Source organism: Embleya sp. NPDC020886, assembly GCF_044333915.1.
Taxonomy (GTDB): Bacteria; Actinomycetota; Actinomycetes; order Streptomycetales; family Streptomycetaceae; genus Embleya.
The window spans coordinates 945,202-970,490 of record NZ_JBIRRX010000002.1 but is presented as its reverse complement, the minus strand read 5'-3'; the positions used below and the strand labels follow the sequence as shown (position 1 = coordinate 970,490).

Here is a 25,289-nt window from a genome sequence, read left to right as displayed (position 1 = left end):
GACGTCGCCACGAACACGATCCCGGCCAACACCTCACGATCCCCGAACCGCCGCCGGCCACCACCCTGCGGCCGGGTCGGCTTCGACGGCACCACCCGCTCGAACAACTCCCACAACTCGTCCGGCACCAACCGCTCCACAAGCGTCGTCACACACCCCAGAATAGCGAACACGCCAAATGAAACGACTTCTTAGGTCCGAACGTGGGCCGCCGTGTGACATCACTCGTGGGTGGGACAAGGGAAGTGGGCGCGCCCGAAGAAGCGACGAGGCTGATGCCGCTGACCGACCAGGTATGGGCGTTCTCGGCGGTGTTCGTGCTCTTCGGCTTCGGCCTGGGCTGGCGTTCGCCGCCATGCCAGCGACGCTGAACGCGATGTGCCGTCCGACATGACGGGCGTCGCCAACGGCATGAACGCCGTACTGCGCACCATCGGCAGTGCGATCGGCGCGGCGGTCCTTGGTGCGATCCTCGGGAGGTGTCGGCGTATGAGGTGATGTGCACAGGTACGTACACGGTGGCGTGCAGGCGGGATGACGCGTGTGCCCGTGGCGGGTGGAGATTCGGTGGGATGCTGGGTGCCCGCTGATCGCCTTGGGGGTGGCGTGGGTTCGGGGCGTGCGTTGGTGGTGGGGATCAGCCGGTTCGGTGCGCCGCTGCCGGACGGTGAAGAAGTGCCGGTCGGGGATGCCGGGTGGGACGACCTGCCGTTCGTCGAGGCGGTGGTGCCGCCGGTCGCCGCGGCGTTGGCGCGGTTGGGCTTCAAGCCTGATCTGCACCCGAACCCGGACGCGCGAGCGTTGCGTGGGGTGGTGCAGGACGCGCTGGGGTCGGCTCCGGTGGTGTATGTGGCCTCGCACGGCCGGCGTGGCGCCAGGCGCGACCGGGTGGACGTGGTGCCGTCGTGCGGGCTTCCGGGGGCGGGGACAAGTGCCTCGCAATGGGTGGAGGACGCCCAGGAACTGGGCGGCGCGCCTACGTTGTTCCTGTTCGACCTGTGCCACGCGGGACGCGCGGCGGAGAACCTGGTGCACCGCACCGGCGGCCCGTTGGGTGCGTGGGTGATGGCAGCGTGCGGCAGCGACCAGGTCGCCTATGACGGGGTGTTCAGCACGGTGCTGGCCGAGGTGCTCGAGGAAGTCGCCGTCAACGGGCTGGGCACCGACCCCGGGCAACGCTACGTGTACTTCTCCGAGGTGGCGCGCCACGTCCGCCAACGTGTCCAGGCTCGATCGCGGTTCGTGCAGGACGTGGTGTGTTCGGCGCTGGACGCCGGCGCCGACGAGCCCGAGCTGCCGTTCTTCCCCAACGGCGGCTACAAGACGGACGCTGCCGCGCTTGCGCGGGTGGCGCCGAGCCTGCGGGGCTTCCTGGACGCGGCGGACGCGGCGCACTTCAGGGACAAGGCCGGACCTCGTTTCACCGGCCGTACCCGTGAACTGGAGTTGCTGGGGCCGTGGTTGGACGACGTGGCTTCCGGCGGACTTCGGGTGGTGACCGGGGCGCCAGGGGCGGGGAAGTCCGCGCTGTTGGGGGTGCTGGTCTGCGCCGCCCATCCGGAACTCGCGGACCTGGTGCCGGAAGTGCGGGCACGGTTGTCAGGGGTTGGGCCGGGGGTGTGTCCGTCGGTCAACGAACGCCTGGCCGCAGTGCACGCGCGCGGGCGCACCGCCGCCGACGTCGCCGCTGCGATCGCCCGTCAGCTGGATCTGGCACCGCCCGCGACGGGCGGGGAGCGGGACGGGGCAGCACTCGCGGCGCTGCTGGCCGACGTGCCGGAGATCCCTGCGCTGGTGGTGGACGCGGTCGACGAGGCCGCCGACCCCCAAGGCGTGTGCGCCTTGCTCGTCGCATTGGCTGCGGCACGCCGCGCCGACGGGCGAACGGCTGTGCGGCTGCTTGTCGGCGCGCGGCCGTGGCCGATCTTTCGCGCCCTGTGGGACTGCGCACGCGCCGGGGACGGCAGCGAGCCGCTGGATTTGGACAACGCAGACCCGGACGGCCTGCGTCGGGACTTGTCCGCGTACCTGGAGGCGGTCCTCGGCGAGGAGACTGCCTACCGCACACCTGCAATGCGCCCGGTCCGTGCAGCCCTCGCCCGCGCAGCCGCCGCCCGCCTCGCGCCCGCAGGGCTGCCGGCCCCGCCGACTACTGGAGGGGTTCCGCAGGAGCCGGTGCGGGCCGAGTGGGGCGCTCACTTGGTGGCTGCAGTGTTCGCCCGGTACCTCAAGACCATCCCGCCGCCGGCCGACGCACCAGCTGCTGCCGTGCTGGGCGGGTCAATCCCGGACGGGCTGCCCGAGGTACTGGACCTGGACTTGGCCGCCCGCCCCAACGGCCACCGCATCCGCGCGGTCTTGGCCGCCCTCGCACTCGCCCGCGGCGACGGCATGCCCGTCGAGGTCGCCCTGCCCCTGGTCCGGCTGTTCGCGCCGGACCTCGCCGCCGACCAGGTCCGCGACACCCTCGACGGCCTCGCCCTGTTCTACCTGCGCACCACCCCCGACAGCCATGGAGTGCTGCACTACCGCCTCTTCCACCAAGGACTCGCCGACCACCTGACCCGGCACCCCGCCCCAGCAGGCGGTCCCTCGCCCGCTCCGACCGTGGTCTTCGACCACCTCCTGGCCACTCACGCGCCTACCGACCGCGACGGCCGCCGCCGCTGGGACGCGGCCCCCGAATACCTGCTGCGGCACGGCGTGGACCACGCCCGCGATGCCGACCGACTCGACGACCTGCTCACCGACCCCGAGTACCTCGTCCACGCCGAACCCGCAGCCCTGGCATCGGCCTTCCGAAGCACCGGCACCGACAGCGCACGGCGTGCCCGCGCGGTCTACCTCGCTTCTGTCAACCACCACCGCGCTGTATCCCCCCAGGCCCGGCGCCACGTCCTGGCCGTGGACGCCTGCCGCAACGGGCACCAGCCGCTGCGGGACGCGTTCACCCACGATCAGCTGTGGCGTCCGCGCTGGGCCACCAGCCGCGCTGCTGCGCACCCCGCCCTCCGCGACACACTCGGCCACCAGGGCCCGGTGTGGGCGGTGGCGTGTACCAGTCTCGACGGACGACCCATCGCCGTCACTGGCAGCGACGACGGCACGGTGCGGATCTGGGACCTGACCGACGGACACCCCCTCGGCAAGCCGCTCACCGGCCACCAGGGCTCGGTCCGGGCGGTGGCGTGTACCAGTCTTGACGGACGACCCGTCGCCATCTCCGGCGGCAATGACGGCACGGTGCGGATCTGGGACCTGACCGACGGACGGCAACTCCATGAACTCCGCCCCCGCCGCCGGAGGCCGGTACTGGCGGTGGCGTGCAGCAGTCTCGACGGACGACCCGTCGCCGTCACCGGCGGCAATGACGGCAGCGTGCGGATCTGGGACCTGACCGACGGTCGGCAACTCCGTCCCCCCCTTACCGGCCACCAGGGCTCGGTCCGGGCGGTCGCGTGCACCAGTCTCGACGGACGACCCGTCGCCGTCACCGGCGGCAAAGACGGCAGCGTGCGGATCTGGGACCTGACCGACGGACGGCAGCTCCATGAACTCCGCGCCCACCGCCGGAGCCCGGTACTGGCGGTGGCGTGCACCAGTCTCGACGGACGACCCGTCGCCGTCACCGGCAGCAACGACGGCACGGTGCAGATCTGGGACCTGACCGACGGACGCCCCCTCGGTGACCCCCTCACCGGACACCAAGGCTCGGTACTGGCGGTCGCATGCACCAGTCTCGACGGACGTCCTGCCGCCGTCGCCACCACGTATGACAACACCGTGCACATCTGGGACCTGACCGACGGACGCCCCCTCGGTGACCCCCTCACCGGCCATCTCGGGTCGGTGTGGGCAGTGGCGTGTACCCCGCTCGACGGTCGATCCGTCGCTGTCACCGGCAGCGACGACGGCACGGTGCGGATCTGGGACCTGACCGACGGACGCCCCCTCGGTAGACCGCTCACCGGCCACCGGGGCTCGGTACTGGCGGTGGCGTGCAGCAGTCTCGACGGTCGATCCGTCGCCGTCACCGGCAGCGACGACGGCACGGTGCGGATCTGGGACCTGACCGACGGTCGGCAACTCCGTGGTTCCCGCCGCCGGAGCCCGGTACTGGCGGTGGCCTGCACCAGTCTCGACGGACGACCCGTCGCCGTCACCGGCAGCAAGGACGGCACGGTGTGGATCTGGGACCTGACCGACGGACGGCGACTCCATGAACTCCGCACCCGCCGCCGGAGCCCGGCACTGGCGGTGGCCTGCACCAGTCTCGACGGACGACCCGTCGCCGTCACCGGCGGCAAAGACGGCAGCGTGTGGATCTGGGACCTGACCGACGGACAGCGACTCCATGCACTCCCCACCCACCGCCGGAGCCTGGCACTGGCAGTCGCGTGCACCAGTCTCGACGGACGACCCATCGCCGTCACCGGCGGCAACAGCAACGTCGTGCAGATTTGGGACCTGCGGACCCGGTGCCTGACCGCTGCTTACCTGATGCCGGGCGAGGCGCACACGTTGATGTCCGCCTCGCCCGGTGTGCTCGTGATCGGAAGCGGACCGGACGTCATCGCGATCGACTTTGGAGGGAACCCGTCGTGACAACGGTGCTGGGTGTGCACGGGGTCGGGAACTACCGCAACCGCGAATCCCCGGAACAGGCCGCCGAAGCCATCGCCCGCGTCTGGCAGACGTCCCTCGCCAAGGGAATGCACCGCGCCGATCCGGCAGTACCAGTTCCAGCCATCACCATGGCCTACTATGCCGACCTGCTGCGCCGCTTTGGCCGCCAATCCGGCGATGACGACTGGACCACCTCGACCCGGACGAGATCGAACTCGCCGACCAGTGGTTGCGCCACAGCGGCCTCCCCGACGATGCCGTCCCCGCCGGCTGGTCCACTATCGAGGTCCGCCAGGCCGTCGAGACCCTCGCCCGCACCCGTGGCCTAGGAGCTGTACGAAGGATCATGGTCTGAGCCAGATGCGAATGGCGGCGACCTGGACGGTTCCTCGGTGGACGTAGGCGCGCTTGTCGTACCGGGTTGCGACGGCTCGGAACTGTTTGAGGCGGTTGATCAGGCGTTCCGCCGTGTTGCGGGTCTTGTAGAGCTCCGCGTCGAATCCGGGTGGTCGACCGCCGGCCGGGCCCTTGGCCAGGCGGTTGTTCGCCTGATCCGCACGTTCGGGAATCGTGTGACGGATGGCGCGTCTGCGCAGATGGCCGCGAATCGCGCGGGAGGAATCCGCGGTGACCGTGTCCGGCCTGGTCCGCGGTCGGCCGGGGCCGGGACGCGGATGCCGCGCATGACCTGTTCGAACCGCGGGGCATCGCCCGCCTGTCCGGCCGTGACGACCGGGCTCAGCGGTCGTGCCCGGCCGTCGGCGGCGAGACGGAGCTTGGTGGTGAGCCCGCCTCGGGATCGGCCGAGGGCCTCGTCCGGTTCGTCCCCGACGACCGCCCCTTTTGACCGTGCGGGCGCCGGGGACGGGTGTGTCGAGCGCCTGCCGCGTGTTGATGCGCGCGATCGATCGTGGAGTCCACGGCCACGTCCCACACGATCGCCGCGAGGACGCGTCGGGAGTGGCGCGGTCCGCCTCACGTTGCAACGTGGTGAGGATCCGCTCCCACGTTCCGTCCGCCGACCAGCGACGATGCCGCTCGTAGACCGTGCTCCACGGACCGAACCGCTCGGGCGGATCCCGCCACGGCACACCCGTCCGCACCCGATACAGGATCCCGTTCAACACCACACGATGCGACGCCCACCGGCCGCCCCGCCCCGGATTCACCGGCAACAACGGCTCCGGCAAACCCCACTCGCGATCCGTCAGATCACCACGCCCCATGAACAGATCAACGACCCGATCAACGGATGGTCACAAGATCCTTCGTACAGCTCCTAGCCGAAGGGTCACCCATTTCCGCAGGTCCGGGGGCAGAGGGGCGCTGGACGTCATCTGGGGGTGCCTTCCGTCGAACGTAGGAGCGGGGTTGGGCCGGTGCACGGGAGTCGGGCTCGGGTCTCGGCGCCGCTCATGAGCAGCAGTGAGGGAGTCAGTGCCTCGAAGGAGCGTCCCGCGGCGGCGTGTCCGGGCAGGGTGTTCCACGCTTCACCTGCCGCGCGCCAGCGGGTGTAGGGCTCGTCCAGGTAGTAGCGGCCGGCTTGGGAGCGATGCTCGGCGAGGGCCTTGATCTTGTCGTCGAGATGCTCGGTGATGTCGATCAACACCGTCGGGGTGAATCCCTGGTGGGGTGCGTGTGGGCGGCCGTGGAGGATCGTCGTGCACGAGGGAACGCGGGTCGCGGCGTTGAGCGCGGCGCGGGCGACCGCGTGATGGTCCTGGTGGTCGTTTCCGCCGTGCGGGGCGTGGGTGAGCAGCACGGTGCACCGGTGGCGGGTCAGCGTGTCCTCGATCGCGGAAACCAGCTCGATGTCGGGGGTGAGTGTGCCGTCGTCCATTCCGAGACATTCCACCATGATCCCGGTGTCGCGGAACGACTTGGCGTTCTCCGCCGGTCGTTCGGACGGAACTCACCCAAGATCGTCTCTCCCTCGCAGCATGTGCCCCGCGGCACGCGGGGCCGATCGGCGCTCGCGCCCCGGGCGCAGGACGTCGGCGTGCACCTGGGCACAGCATGCCGCGGCCGACATGGAACGGGGAGTGGATTCGCCCAACGAGGGACGACGGCCGGCCGTAAGGAGGAGCCCAAGGCGGCCGACATCGACCCCGAGCTCCGACCGGTGAACTTCGCCGCCGCCGCGCGCGAGACGGTCACCGACGTCGTCACCGTCGGCGCCGCTACGGCTTCAAGGCCACGGAGGAGGCCGGCGACACGACCCGGCCGAGCGACGCCTGCGCCGAACGTCGGCCGAGACCGCCGCCGCGTTCACGGCGTTTCCGACAACGAGCGGGGCGGATCCGCCCGTCGCAGTCCCGGGATCTCGGCGAAGGCGTCCAGGTACGCCAGACCTTTGGGGGTGTTGGCCGCGATCGACACCTCCACGAACCCCGGCACAGGACGGGAGATACCGGGTCCCTCCAAGGGGAGGACCTCGGCCACCAAGCCGTCGTTCATGAAGATCCTGTGACCGGGCCCCGGCCACCGCCACGCGCCGAAGGCGACCTCGGTCATCGGGGCGAGGACGTCCTCGAGCCGATCCCGCGGCACCTCGCCCCATCGTCGCGCCGAGCCGACACACATCGCCTCCTGCACCACCGCGTGGCGCAGGAACACCGACAGGCTCTCGTCGACCTCCTCCCACCCCTCGTAGAGCTCGCGGTCGTAGACGACGTCGGGATCGTCGAGATCGAACGCCCACAACCAGTCCCCGGTGGGGTCCGACATGAACGTGACCGCCCGACCCTTCGCCTCGATCCCCTCGGGATCGCGCATGTTCAACAAGCCGAAGTACGGTCGCGGGCCCGGCCAACGCGACACCAGACGGTGCAAGTCCCGCAACGGCTCCGGCAACCACCGACACGAAGCGGGCAGGTCACGCGGCGGCGCCTGCGGCGGCCCGCACCAATCGATCAGAAACCCGTCCACGTCGATGGTCAAAGGATCGATCATCACGCACTCATTGTGCCCGGGCCCGGAAGCCGCCCCCGCAACCGCTCGAACCCGGCACCCTCCCGCGCCCGTTCCTCGCCGGCCGCGCGGCACTTCCGCGCCCGGGTCGCTTCGGTCGCTGCATGTGCCGCGGCCGGGCGCGCGTGTCACGTCGTCGACGCCCCAGTGCGCTTCGACGTCGATCGCCCACCCCACCGAGTGACGGCCCGTCATCGCCGGCGCTCGGTCAGGGCTTCAGCGCGGGGGCTCGTCGGACCACAGGCGCGTCGTCGGCACGAGCGGCGGCGGGGGGCTCGTGTACAACAGGACGGCCAGGGCCTCCTCGACGCGGCCGAGGTCGACGAGGTGACAGGCGAGGTCGTGGCTGTTCCCGCGGTCGTGCCCCTGGAGGACGGTGACGGCCTCCTCGGTGCGCCCGGCGCCGGCGAGCAGGCGTGCGATGTCCTCCGCCGCGTACCAGGTGTCGCCTTCGGGGTGGGCGCGGGCGTGTTCGACCGCCTCGTCGACGCCGCCGCAGGCGGCGATCAGCGGCAACCGTATCCGGTACAGCTCCCACTCGTCCTCACCCCCGCGTCGGGCGTGGAGGGCATCAAGGTGGGCCAGGCCGTCGGCGGGGCGGCCCCGGTCGAGGCACAGCGCGGACAAGGCGTACAGAATCCAGTCGTCGCCGGGGTGGGCGTCGGCCCGGGCGCGCATCACGGCGATCGCCTCCTCTCCCCGTCCGTGCCGGGTCAAGAGCCGCGCGAGATCGTAGGCCGCGTTCGGATCCCGGGCCGCCGGACCGTCGGTCGGCCCGTACACGGCGATCGCCCCGTCCACGTCGCCGCCCTTCTCCAGCACCTCCGCCAACTGCCGTACGGCCTCCTCGTGTCCGTCGCACGCGGCGTAGGCGCGTAGTTCCTCGACCCGGCCGTGCCGGGCCAACAGGTCGGCGAGCCGGTCTCGGCCGTTGACCGAGACGATCCGCCGCCGGCGGAGCAGGGCGGTGGCCTCGTCGATGCGGCCCTGGCGTTCGCGGATCGTCGCGAGCAGGCTCAACGCCGTGTCCGAATCGAGGCCGCGGCAGCCCCACGGCCCGTCGCAGCGGTGGTCGGCCCGCATCAGGCCGGCGAGCAGCGCGGCCGCCTCCTCGTCGCGGCCCGCGACGCAGGCGACGTCGACCAGGGCGGTGGCGAGCACCCGGTCGTCGACATGCGGCACGAGCAGGTCGAACGCCTCCTCGGCGCGGCCGTGCCGGGCGAGCAGCCTCGTGTAGGCGTCCAAGGCCATCGGGTGTCCGGCCTCCATGCGAATCCGGGTGATGTCGATCGCCTCGGCCACGCGGCCCCAGTCCTCCAGCAACTCGGACGCGGCAACAACGGCCGTCCACCAGCCCGTTGCCACATACGGAGCGAGCACCTCCCACGCATCGGCCTCTCGGCCCGATCACCCCATATTCGTGCCCACTCCAACGCGCAGAACCACTGCCCGCGCGCGGCCTGCGCCTCCACCACGTCGGCACGGCCTCGTTCGAGCAGCCGCGAAACCAGCGCCGGCGGAATGCAGCCGGACTGTGTCCGGGCCCGGAAGTCGAGATCGGTGGCGTCCACGACCGGGCACCGTAGCGCTCGACCCCGACACCGGACCGACACCACCGACGACTTCGCATCGGACCGGTGGCCATCGGATGGAGCCCGATGATCGGCCGTGCCCCTGGCCGTTGGCCGAGTTGATCACGTTGGCGATTCGTGTCGACGAGGGGCACGACGCGCGGTGGCGCCGCGGCGGTCGCCGGAGAGCGCGCAGCTCCCGGACGGGGGCGGACCGCCAGGATGTGGGTGGTCGAGGACGGCGTCCTCACCGACTACGGCAAAGTCGGCGCGGACCGGTCGTTCACGACCGGGGCACGCAACACGTTCCCCGCCCGCAGGGGTTCCGACGTCGCACGCCGGTCCCAGGGTGTGGGCATGAGCGTTGGGGACGGCATCGCGTGGCTGCGCGAGGCCCGCGAGTTCGAGTCCGACCGCTGCGTCACGTTCGCCCGGGGCCTGGAGCCGTTGGAGCTGCTGACCCGTCTGGGGTGCGATCCGTCGAGGGCGGCGCCGATGGGGCTCGTCGACGCCACCGAGACGTACTTCGACACCGGGGTCGAGACCATCCGGGCCGGCGCCTCGCGCGGATGGGCGTACGCCGTGGAGACCGCCGGAGCCCGCGGATTCGAGGACGGTGTCCTGGCCGCGGTCTCGGCTGCCACCGAGGCGGTGCTGGTGTACGGCAACTGCAATCCCGTCGCGTACCTGATCCACGCCGAGGACGGCGAGATCGTGTGCGGCTTCGAGGCATACACCCCCGGGAACCGCTTCGGAACGGCCCCGACCGGCTCCTCCCCCACATGATCGCCGCCGGGCTCCTCACCCCGACGGCCCCACACTCGACGACGGCACCCAGGCGCGGGGATGCGAACTGCGCATGGCCGAGACGGTGTTCGGCCTCGACCTGCCCCACCACGACGTCGTCCACGGTCTGCTCCTCGCGGCCGGACTCCGCGAAGGACTCTCCGAACCCCTACCCGTCGACACCTCACCACCACAACCGATCCCCGACACCGGACCCATCACCCTGACGGCCACCGCCGTCGCCGAACCACCCGTCGAGTAGACGACGGCAAGGCATTCCCCGCCTCCCTCGATGCCCGGACGCCGACGCGGACCGCCCCCGAGGCGCCCAATCGCCGCGGTCGCCACCGAGCCGTCAAAAGGGCGGATCGTCGGCGCAGCCCTCGGCCTCCGCCCAAAGGCGGCCGTCGGCCACCGAACGGCGGAACGGGTCCGGATCGAGCATCCCGCGCAGGATGTGGGTCAATCCGGCGCCGTCGTGATCAACCCGGCCCAGCCAGGGCACCGAGACCATCACACGGTCGAGTTCGGGGGTTGCGCACGCAGCAAGGACGGCACGCAGGGTGTCGGGCACGAGATCCTCGACCAGACACAACCACCCCAGGGCGGCGCCCACCCGGACCTCGGCCGGGCGCGCGGGGTCCGACCACAGGGCGCGGGTGAAGGCGGCGGCGTCCTCGTGGCGGTGTTCCCGGGCCAACTGCGCGATCGCCAGGACCAGGCTCGCGCATACACGCGCGTGATCCTCGATCCGGAAGCGGTCGTGCAGGGCGGCGGAGATCTCCCCGGCCACGAGGCCGCGGCCAGGGCGTACGCGGCCGCCACCCGGATCTCGGGTCCGGGCCGTCCAGGAGCGCAATCACAAGATGCGCGTCCGCGGCGATCGCGCCGCGCGCCGCCTCCACGGTCCAGTTCTGGAAGTAGCCGCCCACATCGAAGTGCCCGTGGTCGCCGTCGGAATCGGCCACCCGCAACAGATCCGCGCGGGAATCCTCCTGACAATCACAGCGCGCCACCATCGCGACCAGGAACAGCGCACCCACCCGGGGATGCGCGCAGCGATCCGCAGCGATCCGCAACAGGAACGGCACCACCAGCGGCGCCACCGAACCCCGCGAGCCCTGATGACAGATCGATCCCCACAACGACCCGAACGACCGCTCCGCCGTCACGGCGTCGACGGAACGCACCCCCTCCAGGAGGTCGGGGACGTCCGCACCCGAACCGTAGGCGTGGGCGAACCGACCCCACGGCACCCGGCCGTAAACGAAACCGTCCCACACCCCGACCGACATCCGCGCCACCACGGTGCGCACGTCCCTGTCGGTCCCCTCCCACCGCTCCGACCAGTGCTCGTCCACCTGCTCCGCAGCGTTCCATGTCTGACGCAACGACTCGCTCCATGCCTCGTGCAACGCCTTGACATCGGCCCAGTCGCCCATCCCGCGCCCATCCCGCGCCGTTCCCCCGAATCCCCGCCCGGCGCAACCTCGACCCTCGACACGCCGTCACACGCCCCCGGCCCTCCCCGGGCCGGCGGATGCGCAGCGTAGCCGGCGCCACCGACACTCGGCATCGGACCACGAGGGGCGCAATACGGGAAATCCGTCACCGGTCGCGAGGAGGTCCGGGTACGGCCGGGCACATGAATCAATGGCCGGTGAACAGGCACAACCGCAAGGAGCGGAGCGCCGTGAGCATGCTCTGCCGCGTCCTCACGGGCACCGGCTCCATCGGGGATCTCCCCTGAACTCGGTTCGCGCCCGGACATCGGTTCCGCAGGGGCAAATCGTGCTACTGGTCGGGGCGAGCGTCGCGGGGACGCCGCGGTGCCTCCGCAGAAGCCTACGGCGATCGCCCCGGCGGTACGCGGCGATGAGAACCCGTGTTCACGAGGGACAGAGCTGGGTCGGCAGGCCGTCTGGGAGGCTGCCGCGTTCGTCGTCGGTGAGGTCGCGGCCCACGACGTTGCACAGGTGTCGCTTCCACAGCGCGGGGTCGAGGCGGACCAACCCCAGAACGCCTCCCGACGCGGGGCTGCGGAGCAGTGCCCTGCCGTCCCTGATGGCCGCCAGAAAGCCCTGGTCCTCCCCGAATTCGTAGCTCTGCCGGTATCCGGGGTCGTCCGCCTTGAGAAATTGTACGGAACTCAGGTTGGCCACGAAGTACCCGGAGCCGCCGGTGGCGCCCCACACGAACCGGTTCTCCTTCAGCGGGCCGAACGGGCCCGCCACCCTCTTCGCCGGTTTCCCGGGTGGGGCCGACCACACCTCCATCATGCCGCCCGTGGTCATCACGGACGCGTAGCGCGCGTCCTCCAGGAACGCGGCTGCGACGAGGCCGTAGCCGAGGTCCACGCGAAGGGCCTCGTTCTCCCTGCCCGTGCGCAGGTCGATGGCGTGCACCACGGGTTCGCCCTGCACGGTGACGGCGAGGTGGCCCGGCTCGCGGTGGGGGCCCACCGCGTAGTTCGGCTCGGTTCGGGTGGTGAGCCGCAGGTCGCCGAGGTCGAACGGCTGGGACAGGGCGCGGCCCGCCCGCGCGTCCCAGTACTCGACGCGTGTCCCGGAGACGGTAAGGAATCGATCGTCGTCGAGGAAGCGGAATTGCAGTAGTTCCGGCTTTCCGTCCTTTCCGACGGGTGGTTGCGCCGTGGTGAACTCGGCCACCGGGCGCAGCGTGGGCAAGGCGCGGACGGTGATCCGATTGCCGTTCGACACGTCGGCCACCAGCGTCCGGGCACGGTTGACCGCGAGTTCCTGCCGCGCGTTCGGGGGTGTCCGCGCCTCGATCGCGACCTCGGCGAGGGTGTTTTGCTCGCCTTCGGTCTCCGAGACCCTCAGACTGTTCCCCTTTTCGCCCACGCGCACCACCATCGTGCCTCCGTCGCCGAGCAGCTTCGGGGGCTGAAGGCGGTGCCCCCCGTCATGCGCATCGGCCACCCGATCACCGCGTTCTCGTGTTGGGTGGTGGCCATGACGGGCTCGCGCGCGGTCCCCAGAAGCGGCAGACCCGCATACATGTCCACGCCCGAGAAGAGCGAGGGGCCGAGGAACCGCTGTGCGGGGCTGTCGTCGCGTGTGTCGACGAGGTCCCATTCGTCGTCCTCGGCATGCACCGCGAAGCGTTCGCCCTTCGCGTCGATGACGGCTCTCGTGCACGAGGCGTCAACGGCGTGCCGACGAAGCACTCGTCCGTCTGCCACACGTACGGCCTGATAGTTGGCTTTGCCCGAAGTTTTGGGGTCATCGGTCTTGGTCTTTTGGCAGACGACCGTCACGCCGCCGTCCCCGGACACGCCGACGCCCACGAAGTCGATGTCGCCCGCCAGTTCGCGTGTCGTGCCCGCTGCGATGTCGACCGCGACCATCGACGTCGTCGCCGATCGCGGGCTGCCGGGAGTCACCAACGTGTTCCCGTCGGGCCCGAACCACACCTCGCCGACGTCGACCTCGTTCGGCAGTGTCCGCGGCAACCCCGTCTCCAAGTCCCACATCAGGACCCTCGACGTCGCCGATACCCCGACCAATCGGCGGGCGTCCGGGGAGAAAGCCGAGACCTTCATGCCACCGCCGGTACCCGAGGGGCGGTCCCGGAGGGAACCCTGAAGCGGATGCGCCGGTCCCACCGGTCGCTCCCCCGAGGACGTCACGTCGTGCCAGAACACCGCCCCGTCGTCCTCTCGCAGATAGGCGATCCGTCGTCCGTCCCGGCTGACCACGGGGGACAGGACGTTGTCGGCGAGGCGGAGTTGCTGCTGTCGGACCCGGCCCTCGGCGGACCGAAGGAACAGCGTTGCGCGGCCCCTGTCGGTCGTCACGAGCGTCACCGCGCCGTCGGTGCTCATGGCCGTCGCGGCGATCTTCCCTTCGACGCCGGACAGGAGCCACGCCGTGTCCCTCAGGTTCTCGTATCGGCGCATCAGCGCGCTGCGGGCTTCCTGTGTCGGCGCGGTCTCGTACGCGGCGAGGGCCGCGAGGGCGGCCTGCCCCGGGTTGGTCTTGGTGAATTGGTCGGATTCCATGTCGAAGCAGGAGCGTGGCAGGAAGCATCGGACACCGCAGAAGCGGGCTCCGCGCCGCCCCTCGGTACCGCGACCGCGTACGGCGGCCCCGGTTCTGGCGGGCGGCGGGGTGCCGCTGCGCGGCAGTCTGGATCAGACGGCAACGCTCTTGGAGCATGCGAAGCCCGACCAACTGGTGGAGCTGGTGTTGCCCCGCACCTGTGGGCGGCCCTCGCGGACGGCAGGGTCCCGGCGAACGTGTGCGTGGACGCGTGCATGACACTGCGAAACGCCTACGGCCAACTCGGGGTCCGGGCCGAACTGTTGCCGGTCGACCTGACGGTTCGGCACGAGAACGGAGACGGGACCCGGTACGGCTCGCTCACACCGAGTTGGACCGGGACTTCCTGGAACGGGCACTGCGTACTGGTGCTGCCGGACTCCGAGCGGTTCGTGGACGCCACCGTCGAACAGTTCGACGAGGTCCGTGAGATCGGCGCCGGACCGATGATCGGCAAGGTCGCCCTGTCGACCCACGACGACGGCACGATGTTGGAGCCCGGAGCGCAGGTACTTCTCCAACGCGGCGACCTCGTGCTCAAGTACACGATCGCCGGGCCGGAGGTGGTGGCCTCCATCGTGGAGCACCCGGAGGCGATCGCCCACGCCGACGGCCACCATCGCACCGGCGTGAACGTCGCCTCCCTCACCCTGGCCGCCCTGCGCGCCGACGGCGTACGCGGCCGGGCGATGCAGGCCCCCCACCCGCGATTGCGGGCCCTGCTGCGGGCAATCGGGGATGCTGCGTACGATGCCGACGAGAGCGGGGACGTGAGGTTCCGCCTGACCGACCGGACCGGTCGCGAGCAGTGGCTGCGACTGGACGAGATCCCGCTGCCGCCCACCGTCCCGCCCGCCTGGCCACGCTCGTAGCGGGCCGACCGTGCCCCGGGAGCCGGACGAGGCCGCAAGCCGGTCCGGGTGCGAGCCGGGCCCGATCGGCGGTGCGGCGTTGCCGAGCGGGCGACGCCCCTCGGTGCCGGCGGCCGGGGGCACCGCCCTCACGGCCGGTCGCGGGGATACCTAGACTGCGCCTGGTCCGCAGCCGTCCTCGTGTTCCGCCGACGGCGCGCAAACCCGGGGAGGTCGCCGTGATCATTCTGGATACGTGTGTTCTGACCAAACAGGGCCCGAACAGCCCGTTCTGGGAGTGGTCGCATGCCCTCCGACAGGACGGCACCCGGCGCGTGGCCCTCCCTGAGATGGTGCTCTTCGAGCTCCTGGCCCAACGCGAACGCGAGTACGAAGGCGCGTTGTCGAAGGCACGCGAGGCGCACAAGGCCCTGTGGGCACTGGACTTCGACCCGGACGACGCCGGCGCCCGCTGGGCCGCGCCCGTGACGCCGGCCCAACACGTGAAGCAATGGGAAACGCTCTACCGTCGCACGTTCGAAATCCTGCCCCTGACGCCGGAGGCCGCCAGGGAGGGCCTGCGCCGCGAGGCATACCGCGTTCCGCCCGCCAAAGCGATCAACAACGGCAAGAGCGCGACGGGAAGTCGGGACGCCGCGATCTGGATGACCGTGCTCGAACAGGCGCGGGCCCTTCCGGAGCAGGGCGTCGTCTTCGTCAGCGGCAACGCCAACGATTTCGGCCCCAACGGCACCCTGCTCCCGAGCCTCGCGCAGGAGGTCACCCGTGCGGGAACGACGGTCGAGTACCTCACCGACCTGAACGAGGTACTCGCCGAGTTCGCGCGCAAGGACACGCTGCCCGACGACGACCCCCGCCTGACGGCACGGATCGGGCATCCCTCGACGCTCGAATGGCTGCGCCACCACGTACTCTCCGAACTGGCACCCGATCGGTTCGAGGGCTACGTCGTCGACTTCGACGACCACGAGGCTCCGATGTCCGCGTGGCGCGACTTCCGCACGTGGCTCGCCGCGCCGGCGGTGCGCGTCCTCGCCTGGCGCGACGCGGCGACCTACGCGATGGGCGACGATTCCGCCGTCGCCGTCACGGTCAGGATCGTCGTCGCGGGTGTCGCACACCGCCTCGACTCCCTATGGGGGGATACGCAGGCGATCACGGCCTTCACCACCGACGTTCGCCTGCTCTTCGGCACCGACTCGCTCACCGCCCTGTCCGCGACACCCGGTCGCCCGTTCACCGACGACGAGATCGACGACGCCGGCACCATCGTGTCGACGATGCTCGACGGCCTTCCGGGACGAACGGATTTCCCGCCTCGCTGACAAGCGGGCACACGGCCACCCGTATCCGTCCCCTGTGCGTCGTGCCGACCGACACGGCCCGCGACCGCCCGGTCGGCCCCGGGAACGGGCCGTCCGGCGCGGGCGGACCGCCCACGGGATGGACCGGGTGGGCCGCACCGGGCCGGTCGGTACACACGATGCCGGCCGGTTCCCGGGCCGGGCGCGACGTCACCGGGCTCGTGTGCCTCGCGGTGCCGTCTGGATCACGGGGTGGTCGTGGGTTCGGCGAGGCGAGCGAGGTGATCGCACAGCCCGTCCAGGCCCGTGACGTCCAAGGGCTGGGGAACCTCGTGCAGAGGCGCGATGTGCGGCCCGTCGAGCCACCAGTCGATCAGCGGCCGGTCCGGGTGGGTCACCGTGACCAGGCGGGTGTCCTCGCGCGCCCTGCCCCATCGCACCCCCGGCGAGTTCCCGGTCGCGGCGAACGTCACCCGCTCCCACACCCGGTGGCATCACGCCGACCCACGGCGCGCCATCACACCCCCGCCCTCCCCGGAGCGGCCGGATACGCCGATCTTCTCCGGGGAGGCGTGGGACCCGTTCGGCGGATCACAAGGGTGTGCCCGGGCGCAAGGATCTTGCGGGGCTTCCGCCTTCGTCGCCGCGGGAGCCCCGGCCGTGCACCGCGTCGGGGACGGTGGCGAGCGGCGTTGGTGGCCGACGCCGGGTCCCTCGCGCGGACGTCGGGGCGCCACGCCCGTGGCGGGCCGACCGTGCCTCGAGGGCCGGACGCCGAAGTATGGGATCCGTGCCGCTCCGGCCGCCCGCGTCACCGCGCATGGCTCACCGGCCCGGCGGACGTGGTGGGGTCGGTGTCACTGCGCGGCAACCAGGTGGACGTGCAGGCCGCCACCTCCGGTGATCGGGGGCACGGGCGTGTCCGCGACCTTGACCGGGGCGGCTCCGGCGGCGTCGAGACGGGCCTTACTGAGCTTTGCGGATCCGGTTGTTGGTGTTCATCGCGTCAGGGCGGTTGCTGCAAGGAAGCCGTTGAGGAGTGTGGGGCGATGTTGGATGTCCCGCAGCCCTTGGCGTGCGACGGCGACGAGCTCGTCGAGGGTGCGGGCGCCGAGGTTGGCCAGGGGCCCGCTCTTCAGGTGCGCCCAACTACCTTCCACCGGGTTGAGGTCGGGAGAGTACGGCGGCAGGAAGACCAGGGTGAGCCAGTCGACGCGGTCGGCGAAGGCGCGCATCCGGCGGCTGCGATGACTGCCGAGGTTGTCCCACACCAGAACGATCGAGCGATCGAAAGTCCTGTGTATGTCCGGAAGTTGCCGGATCAGGTCCCGGTCGGTGACCGAGCCCGGGACCATGCGATAGAGGAACTTCGGCAGCCCGTTCGGTGGGTAACAGCACCAGCCGACCAGCGAGGTCTTCGGCCGTTTCCCCATCCGCACCCGCAGTGTCGGCGTGCGGCCCCGCGGGACCCAAGTGGCGCGGACCGGAGGCAACAGGGACAACGCGGTCTCGTCCGCGAAGACGATCACCGCACCCGTCCTCCTTGCGGTGGTTTCACCCGGGGCCACACCGTGCTCCTCCAGGTCGTCACCGCCTCCTCGTCCCGTTCCAACGCACGCCGGGCGGGCCGCTGTCGCGACCAACCGTGCGCTCCCAACAGCCGCCACACGCTCGACGGGGACGCGTACACCACGCCCGTGACCTGCGTGATCACCCGCCCGACCCGCGCGAGCGTCCAGATCTGCCCGGTGAAACCCGCCGCCTCCGGTCCGGCTTCCAGCACCGTCGCCACCTCGGCGAACCCCTCGTCCGACACCCGCCGGTGGGCACCCGGCGGGCCCGCGGAGCGCAACGCGTCCGCCCCACCGTCCACCCACGCGCGATGCCACACCGACACCGCCTGCGGCGACACACCCGACCGACGCGCCACCTCCGCCTGCGACACACCCTCCGCGAACCAACCAGCCGCCCGCAACCGCAACTTCTCCCGGCGCTCCCGCTCCGCCGGGGTCATCCCCGAGTTCCCCATACAACGGGTATGCCCACATTTGACACACCGTCAATCGGACTCAGAAACCTCAGTAGGTCGCGGGCCTGGTCGGATTGATCCTGGGATGGTCGTCCTGGGGCGCGCTCGTGCGGGCCCTCGTCCTCGCGTACCTGTGCGCGGCGCTGTACCTCCTCGGCCGCAGAGCAGTAGCACGCGCCGCGAGTGGCACGGCGATCGCGTTCGGGCCGTTCCTGTTGGGCGCGGCAACGACCGTCATCCTGAGCTGATCCGAGTTTGGTGGAGTCCCGGAAGCCGGGTTATGGTGCCCGGCGTAAAGGAGCACCACAAGCTATGCCAGCACCATGTAAATACCCCGATGAGCTGCGGGAACGGGCGGTCCGCGAGGTTCGCACCTCCGGGCGGCCGGTCGCGCATGTCGCTCGGGACCTGGCATCCACAAGGAGGCCCTGCGGAACTGGGTCCGCCAAGCCGAGGCCGACGCCGGCGAGCGCGGCGACCGGATGACCACGGCGGAAAGCGAAGAACTCAAGCAACTGCGCAGGGAGAACGCGGAGTTGCGTCGGGCGAATGAGATCCTCAAGGCCGCGTCCGTGCTTTTTGCCCAGGAGATCGACCGTCCCCGGACGAGGCCGAGCAGGTGATCGACCACCTGCGCGAGCGTGGCCTCGGGGTCGATCCCGTATGCCGGGTGCTGGACTTGTCGCCGTCGACGTACTTCGCCCGCCGGAAGCGCCCGAAGTCCGCCCGCCGACTGCGCGACGAACAGCTGATGCCGCTGATCGAGCAGGAGCACGCCGACTCCGGCGGCACCTACGGCGCGAGGCGGATTACCCGCGCCCTGCGCCGCAAAGGCCACATCGCGGCCCGATGCACCGTGGAACGCCTGATGGCCGAACTCGGCATCGAGGGCGTCATCCGCGGCCGCCGCCGCACCACCGCCCTCGAGCCGGCCGCGCCGCGCCCGCCAGACCTGGTCGACCGCGTCTTCGCGGCCGACCGGCCCGACCGGTTGTGGGTCGCAGACCTGACGTATGTCCGGACCTGGTCGGGGTGGGCGTACGTCGCGTTCGTCCTGGACGTGCACTCCCGCATGATCGTCGGCTGGCAGGCGCCGAGCACATGCGCACCGAACTCCCGCTGGAGGCTTTGGAGATGGCGCTGTGGCGGCGCCGGATCAAGAAGGACTCCGGCCTGGTCCATCACAGCGACCGCGGGTCGCAATACGTATCGATTCGCTACACCGACCGGCTCGCCGACATCGGCGCGTCCGCGTCGGTGGGCTCGGTCGCGGACTCGTACGACAACGCCATGGCCGAGGCGCTCAACGGCACCTTCAAAGCAGAGCTCATCGAAATGCAGGGCCCATGGCGCGACTTCGCCCAGGTCGAACGCGCCGTGTCCGAGTGGGTGACCTGGTACAACGACGAGCGCCTGCACTCGGGGCTCGACTACGTGCCACCGGTCGAGTACGAACAGCAATATTGGGCGAGCCAGGAACAAGACACACAGACCGCCTGAACAACCACAAACCGACTCTATAAAACCCGGGTCAGCTCACAGAGATGGCCAATCGTCGTAATGCCATGAGGAAGTTGTTCCTTGTCCGTGGTTGGTTGAATGCCGGTTCGGCGGCGGCCGCGAGTTCGCCGGCGCGCCCTCCGGCATCCTCGCGGCAGGAGTCGGTACAGCGAAATCCCAGAATGTTGGGAGTTTTCGGCAGGCGCTCGCCGAGCCGAGCCCGGCAGTGCCATCCGTGGTGACCACCGCTCGGGCAACGCTCGTGGGCGATCCGGTCGGGTGGGGTATCGCGGGCCGTGCGCCTGTTCGTGGAGGTGGTGTTGTGCCGAGTCCGCGAGCTGTTGGTGGTGGCGGTGGTGCTTGACGTACAGGGCGTCGAGGAGGGCACCCGGGCCGTGGACGGCGGTCCACGTGCCCGTGGCGGTGTCGAGGGTGGCGTCGAAGAGCACGGGTGTGGGGAAGTCCACTCCGGGGTCGAGACGGACCACCGGGACACCTCGCCTGTTCAGGCAGGTCACGACGTCGTCGGCGGTGGTGTCGTCGCCCGCGGTCGGCACCGGGACCGGCGCGCCCCTCGCAGCAGTCGCGTCGGTTCGCGCGGGGCCGGAACAGTATCGCGGGTGCGCCGTCGAAAGTGTGCATCCCGGCGGCGTCCACCCCGTCGCGGCGCCGGATCCGGCCCGAGCGGGCACGCCCGCGGTGGACGTAGCGGCAAGAGGTATCCAGATCCTGCTCGGTGAACGTGATGGCGTCCGACTTCTCGTGGCCGAAGACTGCTCCTCTTCCTCCGTATTGGTGGTGAGTTCGTCCCCGCCGAGGTAGAGCGTGGTCTTGCCGGCCTGGCGGCGGACGATGCGGGTGCCGTCGGCGTCGCAGAGGTACTCGCTCGGGCTGCCGGCGGGGGCAACCGAGGTGAGCTCGTCCTCTTCGTTCCAGTTGGTCGTGTTCGCCGGGTCGTGGGCGGGTGGTGTCGTCTACCGATCACGTGGGGTGGATGTCACTCTGGAGCGGTCGTGCGGTTGCGAGGGAGAGAGTCGTGCGGCGCCATGGCCGATTCCCTGGCCGCGTTGTCCCGCAAGACGCGCCCGGGTCGCCGGCGGCGTTCTCGGCGGAGATGCGGTGCAGAGCGACGGTCGATCGGCCACGTGCGCGACGCCATCGGTGGGATCGTCGCACGCACCCTGTACTGCTCGCCGCACCGCCGCCGCCCGGAAAACCCGTTGTCCGCGATCGGGCGTACGTAAGAGGATTTCGACATGCCCGAGGCCGCGTCCCACGGTTCCGTTTGGAATCCTTACCCCAAGATCTCCGCGAAGGCACAGCTCGGGATGACCGGGGGTCGGGAGTGGCTCGCCCAGGAGAAAGTGCACGGGGCGCACTTCGCGGTGGTGTGCGACGGCCTTGGCATCCGGCCCGCGAAGCGGCGCGAACTGCTGTCCGACGACCTGCTCGACGACTTCTTCGGCGTCAGCAGGATCTGGCCGGGGTTGTCCGTGGCCGCCGCACGATTCGCCACCGCGCTGCGCAGTGGGTCGGGCGATACGGCCGTGGTGACCATCTACGGTGAACTGGCCGGCGGACACTACCCGCACCCTGATGTTCCCGCGGATTCCGCGGTCGAACCGGTGCAGACCGGCGTCTGGTACACACCGAACCTGACCTGGTTGCTGTTCGACACGACGGTCGAGACCGACAACGGGCGTTGCTGGATCTCCGACCGTGCTCTGCGCGCTGCCGCGGCCGGTGCCGGGCTGCACTGCGTACCGACTCTCGCGCACGGTTCGCTCAACTCGCTTCAGCAGTTGCCGCGCGCGTATCCGAGCCTGGTTCCGGGCCTGTTCGGGCTGCCCGCACTCGTGGGCAACCTCGCCGAGGGGTACGTACTCAAGCCCGCCGGGGACTGGTGGGAGCGCAGCGACGCCGGGACGAAGGCCCCCTGTGCCCGCCCGGTGGCCAAGGTCAAGCAGGACGGTTTCGCCGAGGACGAGCGCTTCGCCGGTTCCCGCCCGTACCTCGCGCCACCCGAGGGCGCGGCCGGCGTGCCCGGGTGGCTCCTGGTCCAGGCGGCGGCTCTGCTCACTCCCACCCGCGCGGCTGCGGCGGTGAGCAAGCTCGGGCCACGTGCTCCCGCCGACGCAGTGGTGGAGGAGATCACCTGCGACGCGGCACAGGAGATCGCCGACGCGTTGGGTGGCCTGCCCGACGCGGACCTTCGCACCCTGGCCCGCGCGCTCGAGCCGGGAGCACGCGCCCTCACCCGCTTCGACGCCGACGAACGCCGGGCCGCCCGCTGAGACTGTGATCGTTTCGACTGCCACAGGCGTGACCATCGACGGACGTCGGGTGCCTACTGAGGTTTTCGTCGTGATGTCGTGGACGGTTGAAGATCCCTGCGGTATGCCGTGGATATGCGGTATGCGCAGGGTGGTGGGTTGACTTCCAAAGAGCGGACGGCGCGGGAGCGGGTGCGTCTGGATGCCGCGGATCGGTTCGGGCGGGGTGAGTCCAACGCGGTGATCGCGTCCGAGTTACGAGTGGCGCGGCGATCGGTGGAGCGGTGGCGTCGGGCCTGGAGCGAGGCCGGCGTCGAGGGCCTGCGGTCCGCGGGCCCGGCCTCGCTCCCCGAACTCGATCCGGCGCAAGTCGCGGAATTGGAAAGGGAGTTGGATCTGGGTCCGAGGGCCCATGGTTGGGAGGATCGGCGCTGGACGTCGATGCGGGTGAGGGCGGTGATCCGGCGCCGTTTCGGGGTGACGTACTCGATCCACGGGGTGTGGGACGTGCTGCGTCGAGCGGGGTGGTCGTGTCAACAACCGGCCCGGCGGGCGACCGAGCGCGACGAGGACGCCGTGCGGGGTTGGGTTCGGGAGACGTGGCCGTCGGTGGAAGCACCGCGGCGGCGCTCGACGCGTGGATCGTCTTCGAGGACGAGGCCGGGATGTCGATGACGCCGCCGCGAGCGCGCACGTGGGGTCGACGCGGGACCACACCGGTGGTGCGGGTGCGCGGCGGCTCCCGCGGCCGGGTCTCCATCGCCGCCCTGGCCTGCCACAAACCGGGCGAACGCTCCCGTCTGATCCACCGGCCCCGCCTCCACACCCGCCGAAAGGGCGAACGGAAGAGCTTCGCCTGGAGGGACTACCGCGACCCGGCCGTGCGCGCGCACCTGCAACTCGGCGGCCCGATCGTCCTGATCCGGGACAACCTCAACACCCACCGCGCCGCGGACCTGCGGAAGTACGCCGCCGACCACGACTGGCCGACGGTCGTCCAACCGCCGAGCTACGCGCCGGACCTGAATCCGGTGGAGGGGATCTGGTCGCTGGTTCGTCGCGGCTTCACCGGAAACGTCGCGTTCACCGACGCCGACCACCTGGTCCGCACGATCAGACACGGCCTCCGCCACATCCAACGACGCCCCCACCTCATCGAGGGATGCCTCGCCGAAACCGGACTTGTCATCCGACCCAGAAAGTCAATTCCAACCAAGCGACATCACAACGAAAACCTCAGTAGCTCAACCGGACGGCGTGACCGAGGACCACACGCCGAACCATTGCTCGGCGCCGTACTCCTCGAACCGCTTCACCTCGGTGAACCCCAGCTTCGCCGCGAGGCGCATCGCGCGGTCGTTCGCGGTCTGGACGGTGAGCACCACCGGCTCGCTGGGAAGCGCAACGGCGAACCAGTCGAGTGCCGCTGCGCACGCCTCGGCGGCGTACCCGCATCCCCACGCCTCCGGCAGGAACAGGTAACCGAGCTCGGCCTCCCCGCCATCCGGACGGACGCGAACCTGACGCTCTGCGTCGCGCCGATCGAGCGTGATCATGCCGATCATCGCCCCGTCGAGATCGATCACGAAGAGGCCAGGGCGCCGGCCGGGCACCTCAGGCACTGCGCGTTCGAGCTCATCACGTGGTCGAGGGCCACCGATGTAGGTGCCCACCTCCGGCGACGCGAACAGTTCGATGAACACCGCACGGTCTCGGGCCTCGGACTCGCGGAGCACGAGCCGTTCGGTCCTTATCGGGGCAGGTGGCCAGGCGCCGGGTCCGAGGTCAGTCATGGCGGGCAACCTATCGCACGCCCGTGTGAGTGATCCGAAAGAGACGGCCTAGGAGGTCGTTTTCATCCTGATTGCTCTGTATTTATCTAGTTTTTTAGGTGCCAGATCGTGGTGCCGGTGAGGCGGTCGGTGCGGGTGAGCCGTGTCGGATGAATGGGGCGACCGGTGGGACGGGATGCAACTTGGGCCTGTCTCGTCCCAGGACGCCCCATTGTGTGACCGTGTGCTTCCATCGCTCCCGTCGTGCGCCTGGGCACAGGCGACTCGTGGCGGTACGTGTGGAGCATGAGTGCGCGACGCCCGTATCCGAGTGATCTGTCCGATGCCCGCTGGGAGTTGATCGAGCCGGTGCTCGCCGCCCGGCGCTTCGAGCGCCGCGGCGGGGCACTGGACTTCGGCCGCCCGCCCGAGCACGACCTGCGCGAGATCATGAACGCGATCCTGTACGTGGACCGCACCGGGGTCCAGTGGCGCTACCTGCCGCACGACTTCCCACCCCGGGAGACGGTTTACGGATACTTCGCGAAGTGGGCCAAGGAAGACGTGTTCGCCCAACTCAACGGCCTGCTCCGGGAGTTGGTGCGACGGAGGGAGGCGCGCAATGCGGAGCCGTCGGCCTGCGTGATCGACGCGCAGAGCGTCAAAACCTCCACCAACGTCCCCGTCTCCAGCCAGGGTGTCGACGCCGGGAAGAAGATCGTGGGCAGGAAGCGGAGCATCGTGATCGACACGATCGGCCTCCTGCTCGCCGTGTTGGTTACGGGGGCCGACGTGCGGGACTCCACGGCCGGTACCCGACTGCTCGACCGGGTCGCCGCCGATCACCCCCGCATCCGCAAGGTCTGGGTCGACGGCGGCTACCGCCAACACCTCGTCGAGCACGCGGCCACCCTCGGCATCGACATGGAAATCTCCGCGCGCACCCCCGGGACCAGGGGATTCACCCCGATACCGAAGAGATGGGCGGTGGAGCGAACCTACGGCTGGTTGATGTTCCACCGCCGACTGGCCCGCGACCACGAAACCCTCCCCACCCGCTCCGAAGCCATGATTCAACTCGCGATGACCGACCTGATGGCCCGGCGTCTCACCGGCGAGGCCACCATCTCCTGGCGCAACCCGCCATCACAGGACCAAACACCATTTTCTGGATGAAACACCGGGAGAAAACGACCTCTTACTCACGAAACGTGATGCGGGGGCAGGCTGCGGTGGGGCAGACGAGGCGGCGGAGCCGTGCCGAGACGACCACCCGGCAGGCGTCGACAGGCACGTCCGTCACCGTGCGTTCATGGAAGGAGTGCACCCGATCGATCCGACCGACGTAATCCGGGCAATCCGCCCGGGCGCCAGGCGCCCGGGCCCGCACCCGGATGACCTCGCCCTCGTCGGCAACCGCTTCGACCACCAGCGGCGCAAGCCCTGAAAACACCACACCCACAAGCTCGTTCGCACTCAACACCTGCACGTGATCACGGACTCACAGTCCGTCACCACCGGA

General features: G+C 70.4%; 19 protein-coding genes and 5 pseudogenes. 11 read left to right on the top strand and 13 right to left on the bottom strand.

What is annotated here, in order from left to right; translation table 11 throughout:
* A pseudogene (locus ACH4U8_RS11030) lies at window positions 1–152 on the bottom strand (IS5/IS1182 family transposase); the annotation flags it as partial.
* 454 nt (window positions 153–606) lie between these two features.
* Here ACH4U8_RS11030 and ACH4U8_RS11025 point away from each other — a divergent pair.
* Entirely contained in the window at window positions 607–4,605 is a 3,999-nt protein-coding gene (locus tag ACH4U8_RS11025) for a PQQ-binding-like beta-propeller repeat protein (RefSeq protein WP_395776973.1), read from the top strand.
* Between the two features lie 386 nt (window positions 4,606–4,991).
* Here the strand turns inward: ACH4U8_RS11025 and ACH4U8_RS11020 are convergent.
* The 4 genes and pseudogenes from ACH4U8_RS11020 to ACH4U8_RS11005 all read right to left on the bottom strand — a co-directional run.
* A pseudogene (locus ACH4U8_RS11020) lies at window positions 4,992–5,852 on the bottom strand (IS5 family transposase); the annotation flags it as partial.
* 107 nt (window positions 5,853–5,959) lie between these two features.
* A pseudogene (locus ACH4U8_RS11015) lies at window positions 5,960–6,514 on the bottom strand (PIG-L deacetylase family protein); the annotation flags it as partial.
* 380 nt (window positions 6,515–6,894) lie between these two features.
* Window positions 6,895–7,581, bottom strand: a complete 687-nt coding sequence (locus ACH4U8_RS11010) for a hypothetical protein (RefSeq protein WP_395776971.1) — start codon at window positions 7,579–7,581, stop codon at window positions 6,895–6,897.
* 231 nt (window positions 7,582–7,812) lie between these two features.
* Window positions 7,813–8,961 (bottom strand): tetratricopeptide repeat protein, encoded by a 1,149-nt coding sequence (locus tag ACH4U8_RS11005; RefSeq protein WP_395776969.1) that lies wholly within the window; start codon window positions 8,959–8,961, stop codon window positions 7,813–7,815.
* Window positions 8,962–9,524: 563 nt separating this feature from the next.
* Between ACH4U8_RS11005 and ACH4U8_RS11000 the strand changes: the two genes are divergently transcribed.
* Together ACH4U8_RS11000 and ACH4U8_RS10995 are read left to right on the top strand one after the other, a co-directional pair.
* Window positions 9,525–9,953: a DUF6461 domain-containing protein gene (locus ACH4U8_RS11000; RefSeq protein ID WP_395776967.1), complete on the top strand. Its 429-nt coding sequence runs from the start codon at window positions 9,525–9,527 to the stop codon at window positions 9,951–9,953.
* 73 nt (window positions 9,954–10,026) lie between these two features.
* Window positions 10,027–10,215, top strand: coding sequence for a hypothetical protein (locus ACH4U8_RS10995; protein WP_395776965.1), 189 nt, complete (start codon window positions 10,027–10,029; stop codon window positions 10,213–10,215).
* A gap of 93 nt (window positions 10,216–10,308) precedes the next feature.
* On the opposite strand, the gene ACH4U8_RS10990 is transcribed toward ACH4U8_RS10995, so the two are convergent.
* The 3 genes from ACH4U8_RS10990 to ACH4U8_RS10980 form a co-directional block, all read right to left on the bottom strand.
* Window positions 10,309–10,746 (bottom strand): hypothetical protein, encoded by a 438-nt coding sequence (locus tag ACH4U8_RS10990; RefSeq protein WP_395776963.1) that lies wholly within the window; start codon window positions 10,744–10,746, stop codon window positions 10,309–10,311.
* Window positions 10,747–11,842: 1,096 nt separating this feature from the next.
* On the bottom strand, window positions 11,843–12,817 hold the full coding sequence (locus ACH4U8_RS10985; RefSeq protein ID WP_395776961.1) for a hypothetical protein: 975 nt from the start codon (window positions 12,815–12,817) through the stop codon (window positions 11,843–11,845).
* The gene (locus tag ACH4U8_RS10980) at window positions 12,793–13,977 is read right to left on the bottom strand and encodes a WD40 repeat domain-containing protein (protein ID WP_395776959.1); all 1,185 of its coding nucleotides are present in this window, start codon (window positions 13,975–13,977) and stop codon (window positions 12,793–12,795) included. The genes ACH4U8_RS10985 and ACH4U8_RS10980 overlap by 25 nt, the downstream gene beginning before the upstream one ends.
* Before the next feature lie 255 nt (window positions 13,978–14,232).
* Between ACH4U8_RS10980 and ACH4U8_RS10975 the strand changes: the two genes are divergently transcribed.
* Together ACH4U8_RS10975 and ACH4U8_RS10970 are read left to right on the top strand one after the other, a co-directional pair.
* The gene (locus tag ACH4U8_RS10975) at window positions 14,233–14,889 is read left to right on the top strand and encodes a hypothetical protein (protein WP_395776957.1); all 657 of its coding nucleotides are present in this window, start codon (window positions 14,233–14,235) and stop codon (window positions 14,887–14,889) included.
* A 218-nt stretch (window positions 14,890–15,107) separates the two neighbouring features.
* Window positions 15,108–16,214, top strand: a complete 1,107-nt coding sequence (locus ACH4U8_RS10970; RefSeq protein ID WP_395776955.1) for a PIN domain-containing protein — start codon at window positions 15,108–15,110, stop codon at window positions 16,212–16,214.
* A gap of 224 nt (window positions 16,215–16,438) precedes the next feature.
* On the opposite strand, the gene ACH4U8_RS10965 is transcribed toward ACH4U8_RS10970, so the two are convergent.
* The 3 genes from ACH4U8_RS10965 to ACH4U8_RS10955 all read right to left on the bottom strand — a co-directional run bounded on the left by ACH4U8_RS10965 (window position 16,439) and on the right by ACH4U8_RS10955 (window position 18,207).
* A complete protein-coding gene (locus ACH4U8_RS10965) occupies window positions 16,439–16,666 on the bottom strand; it encodes a hypothetical protein (protein ID WP_395776953.1) in 228 nt (75 codons plus the stop codon).
* A 525-nt stretch (window positions 16,667–17,191) separates the two neighbouring features.
* A complete protein-coding gene (locus tag ACH4U8_RS10960) occupies window positions 17,192–17,722 on the bottom strand; it encodes an IS630 family transposase (protein ID WP_395776951.1) in 531 nt (176 codons plus the stop codon).
* Window positions 17,719–18,207, bottom strand: coding sequence for a winged helix-turn-helix domain-containing protein (locus ACH4U8_RS10955; RefSeq protein ID WP_395776949.1), 489 nt, complete (start codon window positions 18,205–18,207; stop codon window positions 17,719–17,721). Before ACH4U8_RS10955 ends, ACH4U8_RS10960 begins: the two co-directional genes overlap by 4 nt.
* Before the next feature lie 89 nt (window positions 18,208–18,296).
* Here ACH4U8_RS10955 and ACH4U8_RS10950 point away from each other — a divergent pair, with 89 nt between their 5' ends.
* From ACH4U8_RS10950 to ACH4U8_RS10930, 5 genes and pseudogenes are all read left to right on the top strand, one after another.
* Complete coding sequence (locus ACH4U8_RS10950) at window positions 18,297–18,470, top strand: hypothetical protein (RefSeq protein WP_395776947.1); 174 nt, start codon at window positions 18,297–18,299, stop codon at window positions 18,468–18,470.
* A 64-nt stretch (window positions 18,471–18,534) separates the two neighbouring features.
* Window positions 18,535–19,722 (top strand): annotated as a pseudogene (locus ACH4U8_RS10945) (IS3 family transposase).
* A 1,256-nt stretch (window positions 19,723–20,978) separates the two neighbouring features.
* On the top strand, window positions 20,979–22,016 hold the full coding sequence (locus tag ACH4U8_RS10940; RefSeq protein ID WP_395776945.1) for an RNA ligase family protein: 1,038 nt from the start codon (window positions 20,979–20,981) through the stop codon (window positions 22,014–22,016).
* 114 nt (window positions 22,017–22,130) lie between these two features.
* Window positions 22,131–22,670 carry a winged helix-turn-helix domain-containing protein gene (locus ACH4U8_RS10935; protein ID WP_395776943.1) on the top strand — a complete coding sequence of 180 codons (540 nt, stop codon included), beginning with the start codon at window positions 22,131–22,133 and terminating at the stop codon, window positions 22,668–22,670.
* Window positions 22,667–23,191 (top strand): annotated as a pseudogene (locus tag ACH4U8_RS10930) (transposase); the annotation flags it as partial. The gene ACH4U8_RS10935 and the pseudogene ACH4U8_RS10930, both read left to right, overlap by 4 nt.
* A gap of 48 nt (window positions 23,192–23,239) precedes the next feature.
* On the opposite strand, the gene ACH4U8_RS10925 reads toward ACH4U8_RS10930, so the two are convergent.
* Entirely contained in the window at window positions 23,240–23,788 is a 549-nt protein-coding gene (locus ACH4U8_RS10925; RefSeq protein ID WP_379989111.1) for a GNAT family N-acetyltransferase, read from the bottom strand.
* Between the two features lie 285 nt (window positions 23,789–24,073).
* Here ACH4U8_RS10925 and ACH4U8_RS10920 point away from each other — a divergent pair, with 285 nt between their 5' ends.
* Entirely contained in the window at window positions 24,074–24,943 is an 870-nt protein-coding gene (locus tag ACH4U8_RS10920) for an IS5 family transposase (protein WP_395776941.1), read from the top strand.
* 22 nt (window positions 24,944–24,965) lie between these two features.
* Here the strand turns inward: ACH4U8_RS10920 and ACH4U8_RS10915 are convergent, their stop codons facing one another.
* Window positions 24,966–25,256 (bottom strand): hypothetical protein, encoded by a 291-nt coding sequence (locus ACH4U8_RS10915; protein WP_395776939.1) that lies wholly within the window; start codon window positions 25,254–25,256, stop codon window positions 24,966–24,968.
* Window positions 25,257–25,289: the final 33 nt, after the last annotated feature.